Origin of the sequence: Paeniglutamicibacter cryotolerans (genome assembly GCF_014190875.1) — a bacterium.
GTDB classification, from domain to species: Bacteria; Actinomycetota; Actinomycetes; order Actinomycetales; family Micrococcaceae; genus Paeniglutamicibacter; species Paeniglutamicibacter cryotolerans.
The window spans coordinates 264139-278743 of the sequence record NZ_JACHVS010000001.1 but is presented as its reverse complement, the minus strand read 5'-3'; the positions used below and the strand labels follow the sequence as shown (position 1 = coordinate 278743).

Sequence of the window (14605 nt, the reverse complement as noted above, 5' to 3'; positions counted from 1 at the left end):
GCATCTGCCGCGCAGAACCCGGCCCGCTTTTTCATGCCCGGGAATCCGGGGCCCGGCCCAGGGGCCGGTGCGGACGACCAGTTCGCCGGTCGCCCGCGTCATCGCCACATGGCGGTCCACCGCACCCTCGATGCCGGTTCCGGACGCCTCGGGGGTTCACGGGCACCACCAGATCGAATTCCAGCCCCGTGGCCCGTTCCGGGGCCAGCGAGCCGGCCCGCGGCATCGGTGCGGATCCCGGGACGCCGATGAGGCCGGCTGCCAGCAGGGCTTGGGCCTGCCGGCAGTGGTCCATGAACCCGTCGCTGGTGTCCTGCTGCCGCGGGCCCATGGGTCCACGGTTCTGCCCGCCGATGAGGGGTACCAGTGCCGGAACCGGTCGGTGTCAGCCGTTGAAGTATGTCTGGATGGTCTGGACCGGGCGCCCGGTCTGTATCAGCTGACCGCGGCCGGCCGGCAGCGGTCGGGCCCGGACGTTGTTGATCAGCCCGCCCTCGGAGCGGTCCCCGGACATGATCAGCGCGCCGGATCCCGAGTCTCGGAGCGTGGCGAAGAACGACTCGTACATCCCGCGCCCGGCCCCGCGCACCTTGCGCGTGAGGAACACGTTCAGGTTCAGTTCGGCCGCCATCGGCAGGTAGGTGGCCAGCCGGCCCATCGGGGAGGAGCCCGATGCAGTGAGCACGTCGTAGTCGTCGATGATGATGACCAGCCGCGCGGTGCCCGGCTTCTCGTCGTCCGTGCCGCCGGTGGTGCGCAGCGCCAGTTCCTTCACCAACGCGGCCGATAGCTGCTCGGCCACGGCGGCGCTGCCGGCATAGCCGCCCAGGTAGTCGTCGGGGACGACGTCGTCCAGGCCCTTGCGCGGGTCGTAGACCCCGAAGAGCAGCTCGTCGGGGGTATGCGTGGCGACCAGGGTGGCGATGATGGTGCGCAGCAGGTTGCTCTTGCCCGATTCCTCGTCGCCCATGACGATGAAGTGCCGGTCCTTGGACGTGGCATCGAGGACCTGTGCGCCCAGGTCGACCTCGCGCAGTCCGAGCGGGATCAGCCCGGGGGACAGGAGCTGCGGTGCAGCAGGGAGCGGAGCGATGGCCGGCAGCACGCGCACCGGCATGGCAGTGCCGCGGGTGGATTCGGCGACCCGGCGGACCAGCTCGCGCAGCCCCTCGGAAAGATCCTCGGGGTCCGCTGTCCCGTCGATGCGCGGCAAGGCCACATGGCCGATCAGCTTCCTGTCGGACAGCGCCCGCCCGGGGGCCAACGCGTTGACACCGGCGGCCACCTTGCGGTCGATCGAGGAGTCGGCCGGGTCGGTGAGCGCAGTCTCGATGCGGTTGCCGAAGAAGCCTTGTTGCGCCATGCGCAGCTCGGCGTTGCGGTTCAGCGTGGTGATGACGTGGATGCCGTAGCCCCCGCCGCGCATGATCAGGTTGTTCACCGCCTCCTGGATCTCGGTGAAGTCGTCACCGATCTGTCCGAAGCCGTCAATGACCAGGAAGACGTCGGCGCTGGGCAGCTCGGGCAGCCGGCCCTCGGCGCAGAGCGCACGCATGGTGGCTAATGAGTCGATGCCATGTTGTTCGAAGGCCCGCTCGCGCACGGCGAGCATGCCCAGCAGTTCCTCCACGGTGCGCCGGACCACTTCGCGGTTGGTGCGGATTGCCGTGCCGCCCACATGCGGCAGCCCGGCCAGGGCCAGCAGCCCGGAGCCGAGGAGGTCCACGGCATAGATGCCGACCTCCTGCGGGGAATGGGTGAGCGCGAGCGAGGCTACCAGGGTGCGCAGCAGCGTGCTGCGCCCGGACTGCGGGCCGCCGACGATGACCAGATTGCCGCCGCCTGCGCTGAAATCAATCTCCCAACGGCCCTGCCACTGGCGGGCCGGATCATCAAGGATGCCGATGGGGACCCGCAGCCTGCCACCGGATTGAAGCCGCAACCCGGCCGCATGTTCGCTCAGGCCGCCGGCCGCTGCATCGAGCGTCAGCGCGCCGGGCAGCGGGGGCAGCCAGATCTCCTGCACCGAGCGCGGGAAGGAGCGCAGCGTCGCCATGAGCGTGGACATCACCGTGGGCCCGGTGGTGCGCGCGGCGGCTGCTGGCCGGGCCACGGCGGCAGAGTCGGTGGAACCTCCGGCGGCCGGCTCGGCCGCATAGCGCGGCACCGGGTACACCGGCGGCACCTCCAAGGCATCGGCGGACCGGGTCTCGGGCTCCTCGGCGGAAAGCGGTCCGGAAACGTAGCCGGACTTGAACCGGGTGTAGACGGTGGTGTCGACCTTGAGGTATCCGTAGCCGGGAACCGGAGGCAGGTGGAACGCGTCACCGGTATCGAGCACGGTGCGCGATTCGGATTCGGAGAGCGTGCGCAACCCGATCCGGTAGGACAGGTAGGTTTCGAGCCCGCGCAGTTTTCCGGCCTCGACCCGCTGGCTGGAGAGCAGCAGGTGCACCCCGATGGAGCGGCCGATGCGCCCGATGGAGAGGAACAGGTCGATGAAGTCGGGCCGGGCGGTGAGCAGCTCGCCGAACTCGTCGATGATCACCACCAGGTGCGGTAGCGGCTCCATGGTCCCGCCGCGAGCCAGGGCCTCGTTGCGGTGGATCTGGTAGTCGGTGATGTTGGCGATGTTACCCGCCGCCTTGAGCACCTCCTGGCGACGCAGGATCTCCCCGTTCAGGCTGGCATAGACCCGCTCCACCAACGAGAGGTCCTCGGAAAGGTTGGTGATGATGCCGGCGACCTGGGGAGCGCCCTCGAACGGGGCGAACGTCGCGCCGCCCTTGAAGTCGATCAGCACCATGGCCAGCAGGTCAGGTGAATGCGTGGCCAGGAGCCCGAACACCAGCGAGCGCAGCATCTCGGACTTGCCCGAACCGGTGGCGCCAACGCACAGCCCGTGCGGGCCCATGCCGAACTGCGCCGATTCCTTCAGGTCCAGCATGGTCGGCTTGCCGCGGTCGTCCGGGCCCAGCGGAATGCGCAGGAATCCGGCATCGGAGCGTGGCGTCCAGGCCCGCAGCACGTCGGCGCGGTCCAGCGCCGGGCTCAGCCCGAGCATGTCCAGGAAGCTGGCCGAGCCCTCGGTGGCGGTGTCGTGCTCCAGCGAGTCGGCGGAGAGGCGCAGCGGAGCCAGTTCCCGGGCGAGCGCCGCCGCCGTGGCAGCCGACAGCGGATCCAACACGCCGGTGCTGGTCAGCGGATGGACGGGGTCCAGGCCGTAGTCCTGGACGGTGAAGCCGTCGGCGGACTGGCTGATGCGCAGGCCCACCTCGGAAGGCTCCTGGGAACGGTCCTCGGCCAGGTGCAGCACCGTCAGGCCCAGGGTCCCCGGCTCGGTGAAGCGGTCTGCCAACGGCAGCTCGGTGGCCCGGGCCCCGTGCGTATCGGAGAGAAGCAGCCGGCGCGAGAGGCTCCTGGACGCCGTGGCGCTTCGACCAGCCTCCGCCGCCGCCTTGGCCCGGCGATGCAGGTCCGCGCCCATCAGATCCGCCAGTGACGACGTATCCGGGGCGATCCGGCGTACCGGGCCCGCGGTGGTCAGCTGATCCTGGTCGGCCAGATGTGGCAGCCAGTCGGCCCAATCCCAATCGGCGCGCAGGTCCTGTGCGACAGCCAGGCCGATGCCCAGGTCCTCGGGGGAGTGGAAGGCTGCGGCCGAGACCAGGATCGCGCGGGAAACTGCCAGCACGAAGGCGCGGTCCCCGATGATGCTCACGTTGCCGCGGGCGTCCAGCGGGAGCGTGATCGGCATGTCCGGGGCGGTGGAGTAGCGGCGCTTGAGGATCTGCGCCTCGGCCGACATGAAAGCGTCGAGCTGTTGCGCCGAACCGGCGGTATCGGTGATGCCGATGGTGCGGCAGGGCCGGGCTCCGGTGCCGATGCGTACCTGCAGGAAGTCCTCGTTGCCGCGCCGGCGTTCCCACACCCGCAGTTCGGTGCGCACGATGTCGAACAGGGCCTCCGGCGGCGGGCAGCCCAGCCGGGCCACCGATTGCGCCTCCTGCTCCTCGGTGCGCAGCTTCACCCGGGTGCGTTCGAGATAGCGCATGTAGTTGTCCCGCACGGCTCGGCGCGAGGCCGCCGCCTTGCCTCGTTGGCCGAACATCATGAACAGCGCCAGCACCACGGTCAGGATCATCATCATGGCCCCCACGGCGGCAAACGGGGAGTTCCTGAACATCATCATGACGGTCATCGACACGGCCCCGCCGAGCATGGGCACGATGGCCATCATGTTCATGCCCGGCGCACCGGCCTCCACGGGGGGCGGGCCGTCGATGTCGAAGGGGCGGAAATCGCGCAGCGGGGCGGTGGTGCGGGCCGGGCGGTGGATGAGCTTCTGGGTCATGGGATTCAGCGCACCGCGTTGGCGTCGGCCAGCAGTTCGGCTGCCAGTTCGGTGGCGGCCAGCCGGTGTGCGGGGGCCAGCCGGGCGAGTGAGATCCGGGACCCGGCGGCCAGATGCCGGTCGTAGCCGATGGCATGGGCGCGCAGTCCGAGCGATGACAGCCGCCCGGCCAGCGCCGTGGCGGTGAGGGCCGATGCCCGATCCTGTTCGAGCACCAGCAGCGTCAGTGGCACCGTGGCCAGGTGCCGGTCGGCAAACCAGCCGGCCAGCTGGGCCAGCGCGTTGTCCATGCCGGACAGCGTGGAGGGCAGCACGAACAGCGCTCCGTGGCAGTCGGCCAGGGCCGCTGCGGTGGCCGGGTCATCGAGCGTGGTGGGGCAGTCGAGCAGTGTGATCGGGAAATAGCGCGAGAGCGCGGCCGAGCCCTCGCGCAGGGCGCGGGAGTCGAGCGGTGCGCCCCGTCCACCGGCGGTGCGCGGTCCGGTGGCAAAGAGGTTCGGCGCAGCGTGGCCGAGCATCCCGGCCAGTTCCCCGGCTCCGGGCAGGGAACCAGCCGTGACGGCGGTTCCCAGCACATCGATCGGTGCGGCGTTCTCGGTGCCCAGGCGCAGGCCCAGGCTTCCGGCTCCGGGATCCAGGTCAAGGACGGCTATGGTGTCGGAGCGTACAGCGGAGTAGACCCGGCCCAGCAGCGCCGCCGCCGTGCTTTTCCCCGCACCGCCGCGGGTGGACACCACGGCTATCCTGCGCCCCGTAACCACCGGAGCCTGCGCCCCGGCCGCAGCCCGGGCCATCCGTTCGGGATCCCGGCGGGAGGTGAACAGGGCGCCGAGCAGGGCCCCGATGCCACCGGCGCGCGAGGCCCGGACCTTCGCCAGCCGGCGCTTGTCGCCATCGAGCATCTGTCCGACGCCGCCGGGCATATCGGTTCCGAACGCCGGTGCCCGGTAGGCGGAAGGCGACGGGACCGGTGGCTCGTGGAACTGCAGTGGTCCGGACGGTGCCGCAGCGGGCAGCCCGGGGTCGGTGAACGGTGCGGGGCGCCGTGAGCGCCGGGTGGAGGGAGCCGGGGCCCAGGGATCGAAGTCCGGGGCCGGCTGCTGGGGATCGGTCATCTGTTGATTCCTGGGGACCTAGAAGGTGGCAAGCATCTGGGAGTACACGCCGAAGTAGCCGGCGATCAGGGGCACGGTGGCCAGCACGGCCACGGTCTCGACGCGTTCGGCGACCTGTCGGATCCGTGCCCCGGTGTGGGCCGGCAGCCGCACTGCGAGCCCGAGCCCGATCAGCAGCGCCAGCACCAGCACCCCGGCACCGACCAGGGCCCGCAGATCCGGGTTCAGCCGCGACAACGCCAAGACGCCGCCGAGTGTTCCCACGGCACAGGCGCCATGCAGGGCGTGGCGTTCGATGGCCATCGGGAAGGCGCTGGAGCGCAGCAGCGTGGCGAGCACCAGTGCCAGCAACAGCGGAAGGCTCCAGGCGGGGGCGGCGGCATCGGTGGAGAGCAGCCACATGCCGGCTGCCGCCGAGAGGGCTGACGCCACGGTGGACAGGGTGAGACCGGAGTGGGCCGAGTGCAGCGCGGCCAGCGCGTCGCGGCGCCAGATCACCGCTCCGGCGGCCCGGCTGTCATCCAGGGTGGCCAGGCCGGAGACCGACAAGGCGATCGAAGGAAGAAGGCCCATGACCAGTACCGAGCAAATGGCCGCGAGACCGCCGACGGCCGCCAGGGATCCGGTACCGGGGGATGAAGAGGCCCACGCGGCAAAGGGCACGGCGGCGGCCCAGATCCCACTGAGCGAACCGGTGACGGCTGCCGCCAGCAGCAGCGAGCGCGGGCGGCTGGACACGGTGGCCAGGGTCGCGATGAAGACGGTGGTGGCGGCGGCGGCCAGGAGCAGCCGCGGGCCCGTTCCGGTGTCGGTATGCAGCAGTCCGAGCAGGGCCGCGCCCCAGCCGGCGGTCAGCACCGTGGCGGCCACGGGCTTGTGGGCCGAGGCGATCGACGAACCCAGTGCCAGCAGCGCGCCGCCCACCACCGGGTAGATCCACCAGCGGCTCTCGGCCGCCACGGACCCGAAGAGCAGTTCCATCCCGATCCAGAGCGCGAGCACGGCAAAGACGCCGGAGGCCGTGATGAGCTGGATCCGGTTCCAGCGCCCGGCCGGGTCGGCCGACTCCTCGACCACCGTGTCGGAGATGTCGTAGGCAACGGCCGGAGGCGGGGCATCGTAGTGGTTGGCCAGGGTCAGCCAGGCGCCGTCGAGCACTCCGGCACCTGCCAGCGACTGGCTGGTGGGTACCGGGGTCCCGTCGGCTGCCAGCAGCACCTTGGTGCCCACCCGCCCGTCGGGCCGGTCGCCGAGCAGGTCGAGGATCTGCGGCATGAGGGCTCCGACAGGGGCCCCTGAAGGCAGCAGCAGGTCGACGTGGCGTTGCCTGCCCAGAAGCGTGACGCGGGTGTAGGGCTGTGGCATGGGCTTTTCAGATTCCCGTCGGATCGGTGGAGGCGGGTGTCGCCGGTACATGCAGCGGTGCCGAGTTCAGCTTTTGTTCGCGTTCCTGCTGCTGCCGTTGCTGGTTGGCCATCAGATTGCCGACGAACGCCACGCCGACGCAGATCGCCGCTATCAAGGCGGCAGCGACGATGCTGAAGACGAAGCTTCGGGCGGTGCTCTTCCAACGCCGCTCGGTAGAGTTGGAACCGTAGAGCAGGGCATCGGAGAGGCGGTTTCGGCGCACCGTGACAGACTCGATCAGTTGGCTGTCGAATTCCGTCGCCATCGGCGCTCCTTCTTGCTCTGCTGGCCGGGGTGCCGGTCTGCACTCCCCACCCCATCATTCCAGCATAGGGAACCTGCGCGGCATCCCCTTACGCGCCGGTGGGTAGTTCTGCCCATGCTGTCCGCTTGACCCGAAGCGTGGATCGGAGTTCGATTGGATTAACCCGGGGTGCCGCTGGAAACCCAGCGGCCCGGTTCATTAACGCACGGCAGGGAAGGGGGCACGCCCCTTCATGGAGAGGCAGGAACGACGCACATGAGTTTCAAGGGAAAAATGAACGTACCGGCCATGGGCGATGCCGTATCGCAGTCGGAGGCCTCCGGCAGCGAACTGCTGATCCTGGTCCAGGAGCTGACAGACGGCGTCGAGGACCTGGAAAGCAGCTTCTCCGGTAACGGCGCCGTGTCCTACCGCAACTTCATGGCCGAATCCAATCGCGTCCAGCAGGAACTGATCCGCGCGCTGGCCTCCATCAACGCCGGCCAGGCGAAGACGGCGCAGGCCTACATCCAGATGGATGACCAGATGGAAGACGAGGGCCGCTCGGCGCAGGGCGCGGCGGCAGGCGTGCAGATCAAGGGCTTCAACGGCGGGCTCTAAGTCCCCGTCCGCTCACCAGACTTCCCCCAAACACCCCGGTCCGCGCGGACCGCATTGAAAGGACCCCCACATCATGGCCAAGGGCGATAAAGACACGATTGGTTTCGACACCGCACACGCGGCCCGCATCGAAGGAGATGTCCTGCGCATCGCGGGACGGATCGAAACCATCATCGGCGACCGTGAACAGCAGAAGAAGTTCGTTGCCGACAACTGGGAGGACAGCAACAGCCGAGAAGGTTACGACACCAAGGAAAACGCCTGGGTCACCGCCGCCGGTGACACCCTGGAACTGGTCCGTCGGGCCCGGAAGCTGTTGGCCGACAACCAGGTAACGGCCCAGGACTCAAGCAACCAGGTCTCGAAGATCATCGACGCCATCTGATCCACACCCGCACGCCGAACGCCCCGTGGAATCCAGGTGGAATCCACGGGGCGTTCGGCGTGCGGGACCGGTTCAGGCGGCGAGGGTGGCCCGGCGTCTGGATTGCCGGGCCAGGTCCACGCAGACCAGGATGACGGCCACCCAGACCAGCGAGAACCCGGCCAGGCGTTCCGGCGGCATCGGTTCGCCCAAGACAATGACGGCAATCGCGAATTGCAGGATCGGGGCGATGAATTGCAGGGCGCCGACCAGGCTCAGCGGGAGCCGGCGCGCCGATGCGCCGAAGAGCAGCAGCGGGACTGCCGTAAGGACTCCGCCGGCGATCATCAGCCACAGGTGCAGCGGTCCGGCGGTGAAAACGGTGGATTCGCCCCGCGCCATGAGCCAGGCCATGACCGCCGCGGCGGGCAGGGCAAGCAGTGCCGTTTCCATGGTCAGCGAGGTGAGCGCCGTGGCGGTTCGGCCCACCCGGTTCTTGATCAGGCCGTAGAGCCCGAACGAGAAGCCGAGCGCCAGGGCAATGAAGGGGATCTTGCCATAGGCGATGAACAACACCACCACGGAGCCCAAACCGAAGCCCATGGCGGTCCACTGCAACCGGGTGAGCCTCTCCTTGAGCACCAGCACGCCGAGCGCCGCAGAGATCAGCGGGTTCATGAAATAGCCCAGTGAGGCCTCCACCGCCTGCCCGTTGAGCACTGCGAAGGTGTAGGTCAGCCAGTTGATCGCGATGAGGAAGGCGGCGAGGGCCAGTTTCGCCACGGCACCGCGGTCCTTGGCGAGGGCGATGAATTGCGGCCAGGCGCGGGTAAGGGTGAGCAGGAGGGCACAAAAGACAATGGACCAGACGATCCGGTTGGCCACGATCTCCACCGGCGAGGCGATCGAGATGGCGACGAAGTACAGCGGAAGCAGACCCCACAAACCATAGGCGCTCAGCCCCTGGACGAGTCCCTTGTTGTGCTCGCTTGCCTGGGGCCGGGTAATGCCCGTAGTGGTTTCCGTGCGGCTCATGCTCGAATCAACAGCTGGGACATGACTTCCATTCCGGGTCTTTCGTGGGCGGCGGGCGTGTGCCCGGGCCGGAAACCGGCGGGCAGGCGCCCTGCCGCTATTCCGGTGTCCAGCCTACATCCGGGGAACTGGTCGAAGGATCAGGGAACGGTCGTCTGGCGCACGATCAAGCGTGGTGGCAACAGCACCGATTCGGGATTGCCGCCGGCCAGTTGCTGAAGCAGCATCCCGATGCTGAGCCTGCCCATTTCGTCGAGTTCGGACCGCACGGAGGTCAGGGGCGTTGGAAGGGTCGCTGCAAGGTCCATGTCGTTGTATCCGACCAGTCCGACATCCGTGCCCAACCGTTTTCCGGCATTGCGGATGGCGCCCATTGCCCCGAAGGCCAGCAGGTCGTGCACAGTAAAAATGGCCGTGGGCGAATCGGGTAGGGCCATCAGTCGGGTTGCCGCGGCTAGCCCGCCCCCGACGTCGAAGCCCGCCGTGGTGACGACCAGCTCCGGGGCCACGGGGAATCCGGCCTCGGCGCAGGCGGCGAGGAATCCCCGGGTGCGTTCGATGCCGGTGCTGACAGTGGGGTCTCCGGCGATCACTGCGATCCGGCGGTGCCCGAGGTCCAGCAGGTGTTCGGCAGCCAGCCGGCCGCCCAACTCGTCGTCGATGCCCACCGAGGCATGGCCCTGGAGCTTGCGCATCACCAGGACGTAGGGAATGCCCCTGGCGCCGAGCTCATAGGCAGTCGTGTCCCCCAGGTGGGAATCGGCAATGATGACGCCGTCGATGCGCCGGGACAGCATCGCATCGAGCCGCGAGCGGCGCTGTGCCGGGTCATCCAGGGTGTTGGCGACCACGGTGTCGTATCCGGCCCGGCTGGCCGCCTCGTCGATGCTTCCGTAGATTGCGGCAAGGACCGTATCGGTCAGGCGAGGAACGAGGACCCCGATGAGATGGGAGCTGCCGGTCCTGAGCCCAGCGGCGCCGATGTCCCTTGAGTAGCCCAGTGCCAGGGCCAGCTCCCGCACCCTGTTGGCGGTTTCCGGACTGATCCCGGACGGATCGGGACCCAGGGCCCGGGAAACGGTGGAAACATGAACCTGGGCATGGTGCGCGAGCGTCGCGAGAGTGACGCGCTTCGGGGGCTGCGGCGGCTCGTTCATGGTGGCGGCTCCTCAAGAATGATTCTGTTAGATCCATGATGCTGCGGCGGCCGCCGGTAGGGCAATGGATTGCGAAAACATGGCGGAAGCCGCTGGCTTTCGCTTAGCAAAGGAACGACTACTTTGAATTCACTGTGATCTAAGGCATATTGATTCGTGTCACACTCGAATGCAATCGTTTGCGCACAATCGAAGGGAAGCCATGTTCGAATCGACGTTGGTGCGTACCGAAAGCGATGAACGGCTGGCCCGGTCGTTGACCGAGATTTCCGGTTACCGCGATACCGGCAGGGACGGCTGGAGCCGAGAGGTCTTCAGCGATCCCTATCGGGTATCCCGGTCCATGGTCGCCCGGACCATGTCCGGTGCGGGGCTCGAGGTCCACCGGGACGGCGCCGGAAACATCATCGGCAGGCTGCCCGGAAGCAATCCACTGGCTCCGCCGCTGGTCTCCGGATCACACACGGACACGGTCGATGGCGGCGGCCGCTTTGACGGCATCGTCGGCGTCATGGGTGCCATCGAAGCGGCCCGGAGCATCCGCGAATCGGGGTCCCGGCTGACCCGAGACCTGCTCGTCGTTGACTTCCTCGGCGAGGAATCAAATGAATTCGGCCTCAGTTGCCTGGGCAGCCGCTCCATTGCCGGGCAGCTCGACGCCGCAGATCTCGCCCGGACGAACGGTGCCGGGGACACCTTGGGCGGCCGCTACGCAAGCTTCGGGCTTGACCCCGACGAGGTGATCCGATCGGTCTGGCCATCGGCTCGACGTCCGCACGCCTTCGTTGAACTCCACATCGAGCAAGGGCCCACCCTGGAGACGAACAAGCTCCCGTTGGGCATCGTCACCGCGATCACCGGCATCGAACGGATGGTCGCCACGTTCGCCGGCGCTGCCGACCATGCCGGCACCACGTCCATGACCGACCGGGTGGACGCCATGGTCGCAGCGGCCGAGGCCGTGCTGGCCGTGCGCCGCGAGGCCTGTGGAGCACCCAACCACGCAGTGGCCACGACCACGGCCCTGGAATCGGCGTCCCACTCGACGAACGTGGTGCCCTCCCGGATCCGAATGCTCAGCGAGGTGCGCAGCGTCGACGGCGAGTGGCTCCGGGGCGTGCGCGGCCGCCTCACCCGGGAAATCCTGCTCAAGGCCCGAGAAACCGGTGTCGAGGTCGATTTCGACTGGTCGACCGACAATGATGTCATCCCGGCACACCGCGGCATCCAGGACGTCATGGCCCAAGCCATCGACGCCTCCGGGCTGCCCTGGATGGCCCTGCCCAGCGGGGCAACCCACGATGCCGCCCATCTGGCATCGATAGCCCCGATGGGCATGTTGTTTGTCCCGTCCCGCGGCGGCAAGAGCCATTGCCCCGAGGAATGGTCCGATCTGAAGGACATTTCCACGGGCGTCGCCGCCCTGGCCCAGACCCTCATGAAGCTCGACCAGTTGGAACCCACCCGGTAGTCCCCGTCCTTCCCCCTTGGAGTATCCATGAAAACAGCACTACCCGCAGTCGGGTCGTCCACGGACATCCTGGCCATTGCCAACATGCCGATCCTTTGGATCCTGGCCCTGGGCGTTTTTGCCGCCATCATCCTGCAGTCCCTGGTCTACATGCGCGCAGCCCGGAAAGCCGGGGCCGCGGCCGACATCTCCCAGGCCGAACTCAAGGTTTCCTTCCGGGCCGGAGCCGTGGCAGCGGTCGGTCCGTCGCTGGCAGTAGTCCTGGTGAGCATCGCCCTGTTGACGCTCTTCGGAACGCCGGCGGTCTTGGTGCGGATCGGCCTGGTCGGATCCGCCGCCACCGAGTCGGCCTCGGCGAGCATCGCCGCCGAGACCATGGGGGCAACCCTGGGTGGTCCCGACTACACACAGGCCGTGTTCGTCGTGGCATTCATGGCCATGAGCCTGTCCGGTGCCGGTTGGATGATCTCCACGCTCATCCTGACCCCGATCCTCAAGCGCGGCGATTCCAAGCTCCGGAAGGTCAACCCGGCGCTCATGGCCATCGTTCCCGCTGCCGCCCTGATCGGTGCCTTCGCCAGCCTGGGCATTGCCGAACTCGGCAAGACGCAAATCCACATCGTTTCGGTGCTGGCTTCGGCGGCGACCATGGCGATCTGCCTGCTGCTGGCACGGAAACCCTCCACCCTCTGGCTGCGCGAATGGGGCTTGGGCATCTCCATCATGACCGGACTCCTGGTCGCCTTCATCGCCCATACCTCCGGCATGGGTCCGACGGCCTAGGCCGCCCGGACCTCGAAAGGAATCATGCACATGTCCGTTAATCTCGCCGGGGTAGCAACCTCCGGATCCATCGAAGAATTCGACCGGACCACGTCCCGCTGGGGACGTGCCACGATGAGCGCGGCGCTGCTGCTCTCATTGGCCGCTCCGATCTACCTGGTCACTTTCGTTGACCTCGGCATCGCCCCTGCCATGGTCTGGACCGCCTACTTCGCCGTGGCCGCTGCCTTCTCGGTGCTGTGGATCGTCGAACCGCTGACCTATTTCCCGGTGCTCGGCCCGGCCGGCATGTACCAGGCCTTCATGATCGGCAACATCGCCAACAAGCTTCTGCCCTCGGCCCTCGTTGCCCAGGCGACCATCGGGGCCAAAGCCGGAACCAAACGCGGCGAATTCGCGGCGCTGATGGCCATCTGCGGAGCCGCCATGGTCCACGTGCTGTCGATGCTGATCTTCGTCGGCCTGCTGGGCACTTGGCTGCTCAGCGTCATCCCCGCCGACATCATCAACGTGGCCCGGCTGTACATTTTTCCGAGCATCATCGGTGGCGTGCTGGTGCAGCTGATTGTCACGGTGAAGCAGCCGAGGGTCACCATCATCGCCATCGTCGTGGCGGTGCTCGTGCTCTTCGTGCTCGTTCCGATGGTGCCGGTATTGGCAAAGATGGCCACGGGCGTCGTGGTGCTGCTGACCGCGGTCCTGGCCTGGTTCTTGAGGAACAAGAGCGTCGAAGCGAAGCAGGGCCCGCTGGTCAACTGACACCGACCGGGCACAGAGAAGAATCCACCACCAGAAAGCAGGACCCCCCATGAACACCCTCACGGTAATTCCCGAGCTCACGGCAACCCATATCCGGCAGCTGGAGGAGACCTACTGGCACCTGCATGAAACCCCTGAACTTTCCATGCAGGAATCAAAGACGGCAGGGTTCATCCTCGCCGAACTGGCCCAGATGGGCTTCGAGGCCTTCCCGTGCGGCGGCACCGGCGTCGTCGGGGTCCTGCGCAACGGGGCGGGGCCCGTGGTGGCCTACCGTGCTGATACCGACGGACTGCCGATCGCCGAGGATACCGGGCTTGCCCGCGCCAGCACGGTGCGCGGGACCCTGCCCGATGGAAGCGACGTCCCGGTCATGCACGGCTGCGGCCACGACACCCACATGGCGGTCGCCCTGACCACCGCGCGGCTGCTGGCCGAGGATACGTCAAGCTGGTCGGGCACCGTGGTCTTCATCTTCCAGCCGGGCGAGGAAACCGCCGAGGGCGCGGTGGCCATGATCGAGGACGGGCTGTGGGATAAGGCACCGAAGCCGAGCGTCATCTACGGCCAGCACGTCTGGCCGGGTCTGGCCGGCACGCTGAACATCAGCTCCGGGACGGCCATGGCCATGGCCGATTCCTGGAAGGTCACGGTCCTGGGCAAGCAGGCCCATGGATCCCAGCCGGAGCAGTCGATTGACCCGATCGTGCTCGGTGCGCACATGATCGTGCGCATTCAGACGATTGTGGCCCGCGAAGTGCACCCGATGAAGTCCGCTGTCGTTACCATCGGAACCTTCCACGGTGGACTGAAGGAAAACATCATTCCGGGCTCGGCCGAGTTCACGTTGAACGTGCGGAACTTCGATCCAAAGGTGCGTGAAAGGGTCTTGGGTTCACTGCGTCGGATCATTGCCGCGGAGGCGGACGCCTCGGGCGCTCCGGCCCCGGTCATCGAGGAAATCTCGACCTTCCCCGAGTGCTACAACGACCCGGCGACGACCGCCGAGCTCGTCACAGCCTTCCACGGGGTCTTGGGGGAGGAAGCTGTCAACGTGGTTCCGCCGGTGATGGGCAGCGAGGACTTCGGCGTTCTGGCCCAGGCGTTGGGGGTCCCGTCGGTCTATTGGATGTTCGGCGCCTTCGGCCAGGATCGCCTTGACGGCGGGGACGTGGCGGGCAACCACTCGCCGGAGTTCGCCCCGGACCTCGACCCCACGCTCGCCACCGGGGTCCGGGCCGCGCTGACGGCGCTGCTCTCGAAGCTTGGCCACGCCGGCTAGCGGCCAACGCCGA

The 14605-nt window shown here is 67.8% G+C and carries 13 protein-coding genes; 6 read left to right on the top strand and 7 right to left on the bottom strand.

The window, feature by feature from the left end; genetic code table 11:
* Nucleotides 1-31: 31 nt before the first annotated feature.
* The 5 genes from E9229_RS01380 to E9229_RS01360 are packed head-to-tail and all read right to left on the bottom strand — an operon-like array spanning nt 32 to nt 7141.
* Nucleotides 32-331, bottom strand: a complete 300-nt coding sequence (locus tag E9229_RS01380; RefSeq protein WP_183512059.1) for a hypothetical protein — start codon at nt 329-331, stop codon at nt 32-34.
* A 54-nt stretch (nt 332-385) separates the two neighbouring features.
* A complete protein-coding gene (eccCa, locus tag E9229_RS01375) occupies nt 386-4354 on the bottom strand; it encodes a type VII secretion protein EccCa (RefSeq protein WP_183509461.1) in 3969 nt (1322 codons plus the stop codon).
* A gap of 5 nt (nt 4355-4359) precedes the next feature.
* Complete coding sequence (locus E9229_RS01370) at nt 4360-5469, bottom strand: nucleotide-binding protein (RefSeq protein ID WP_183509459.1); 1110 nt, start codon at nt 5467-5469, stop codon at nt 4360-4362.
* An 18-nt stretch (nt 5470-5487) separates the two neighbouring features.
* Nucleotides 5488-6834 carry a type VII secretion integral membrane protein EccD gene (eccD, locus tag E9229_RS01365; protein ID WP_183509458.1) on the bottom strand — a complete coding sequence of 449 codons (1347 nt, stop codon included), beginning with the start codon at nt 6832-6834 and terminating at the stop codon, nt 5488-5490.
* 7 nt (nt 6835-6841) lie between these two features.
* Nucleotides 6842-7141: a hypothetical protein gene (locus E9229_RS01360; protein ID WP_183509457.1), complete on the bottom strand. Its 300-nt coding sequence runs from the start codon at nt 7139-7141 to the stop codon at nt 6842-6844.
* 255 nt (nt 7142-7396) lie between these two features.
* Here E9229_RS01360 and E9229_RS01355 point away from each other — a divergent pair, with 255 nt between their 5' ends.
* A complete protein-coding gene (locus E9229_RS01355) occupies nt 7397-7741 on the top strand; it encodes a WXG100 family type VII secretion target (RefSeq protein WP_183509456.1) in 345 nt (114 codons plus the stop codon).
* 73 nt (nt 7742-7814) lie between these two features.
* Entirely contained in the window at nt 7815-8126 is a 312-nt protein-coding gene (locus tag E9229_RS01350; protein ID WP_183509454.1) for a hypothetical protein, read from the top strand.
* A 72-nt stretch (nt 8127-8198) separates the two neighbouring features.
* Here E9229_RS01350 and rarD read toward each other — a convergent pair whose 3' ends face one another.
* Together rarD and E9229_RS01340 are read right to left on the bottom strand one after the other, a co-directional pair.
* Entirely contained in the window at nt 8199-9140 is a 942-nt protein-coding gene (rarD, locus tag E9229_RS01345; RefSeq protein ID WP_183509453.1) for an EamA family transporter RarD, read from the bottom strand.
* Nucleotides 9141-9280: 140 nt separating this feature from the next.
* On the bottom strand, nt 9281-10297 hold the full coding sequence (locus E9229_RS01340; protein ID WP_183509452.1) for a LacI family DNA-binding transcriptional regulator: 1017 nt from the start codon (nt 10295-10297) through the stop codon (nt 9281-9283).
* Between the two features lie 202 nt (nt 10298-10499).
* Between E9229_RS01340 and E9229_RS01335 the strand changes: the two genes are divergently transcribed.
* Genes E9229_RS01335 through E9229_RS01320 form a run of 4 tightly spaced genes read left to right on the top strand, consistent with a single transcriptional unit; the run spans nt 10500 to nt 14592 of the window.
* The gene (locus tag E9229_RS01335) at nt 10500-11768 is read left to right on the top strand and encodes a M20 family metallo-hydrolase (RefSeq protein ID WP_183509450.1); all 1269 of its coding nucleotides are present in this window, start codon (nt 10500-10502) and stop codon (nt 11766-11768) included.
* 27 nt (nt 11769-11795) lie between these two features.
* Nucleotides 11796-12551, top strand: a complete 756-nt coding sequence (locus E9229_RS01330; RefSeq protein WP_183509448.1) for a DUF5058 family protein — start codon at nt 11796-11798, stop codon at nt 12549-12551.
* A 30-nt stretch (nt 12552-12581) separates the two neighbouring features.
* Complete coding sequence (locus tag E9229_RS01325) at nt 12582-13310, top strand: hypothetical protein (protein WP_183509447.1); 729 nt, start codon at nt 12582-12584, stop codon at nt 13308-13310.
* 49 nt (nt 13311-13359) lie between these two features.
* Nucleotides 13360-14592, top strand: a complete 1233-nt coding sequence (locus tag E9229_RS01320) for an amidohydrolase (protein WP_183509446.1) — start codon at nt 13360-13362, stop codon at nt 14590-14592.
* Nucleotides 14593-14605: the final 13 nt, after the last annotated feature.

Bases quoted from the DNA above. Each gene is read 5' to 3' on its own strand.
- E9229_RS01380 (WP_183512059.1), bottom strand. From the start codon at position 331: ATGGGCCCGCGGCAGCAGGACACCAGCGACGGGTTCATGGACCACTGC.
- eccCa (WP_183509461.1), bottom strand. From the start codon at position 4,354: ATGACCCAGAAGCTCATCCACCGCCCGGCCCGCACCACCGCCCCGCTG.
- E9229_RS01370 (WP_183509459.1), bottom strand. From the start codon at position 5,469: ATGACCGATCCCCAGCAGCCGGCCCCGGACTTCGATCCCTGGGCCCCG.
- eccD (WP_183509458.1), bottom strand. From the start codon at position 6,834: ATGCCACAGCCCTACACCCGCGTCACGCTTCTGGGCAGGCAACGCCAC.
- E9229_RS01360 (WP_183509457.1), bottom strand. From the start codon at position 7,141: ATGGCGACGGAATTCGACAGCCAACTGATCGAGTCTGTCACGGTGCGC.
- E9229_RS01355 (WP_183509456.1), top strand. From the start codon at position 7,397: ATGAGTTTCAAGGGAAAAATGAACGTACCGGCCATGGGCGATGCCGTA.
- E9229_RS01350 (WP_183509454.1), top strand. From the start codon at position 7,815: ATGGCCAAGGGCGATAAAGACACGATTGGTTTCGACACCGCACACGCG.
- rarD (WP_183509453.1), bottom strand. From the start codon at position 9,140: ATGAGCCGCACGGAAACCACTACGGGCATTACCCGGCCCCAGGCAAGC.
- E9229_RS01340 (WP_183509452.1), bottom strand. From the start codon at position 10,297: ATGAACGAGCCGCCGCAGCCCCCGAAGCGCGTCACTCTCGCGACGCTC.
- E9229_RS01335 (WP_183509450.1), top strand. From the start codon at position 10,500: ATGTTCGAATCGACGTTGGTGCGTACCGAAAGCGATGAACGGCTGGCC.
- E9229_RS01330 (WP_183509448.1), top strand. From the start codon at position 11,796: ATGAAAACAGCACTACCCGCAGTCGGGTCGTCCACGGACATCCTGGCC.
- E9229_RS01325 (WP_183509447.1), top strand. From the start codon at position 12,582: ATGTCCGTTAATCTCGCCGGGGTAGCAACCTCCGGATCCATCGAAGAA.
- E9229_RS01320 (WP_183509446.1), top strand. From the start codon at position 13,360: ATGAACACCCTCACGGTAATTCCCGAGCTCACGGCAACCCATATCCGG.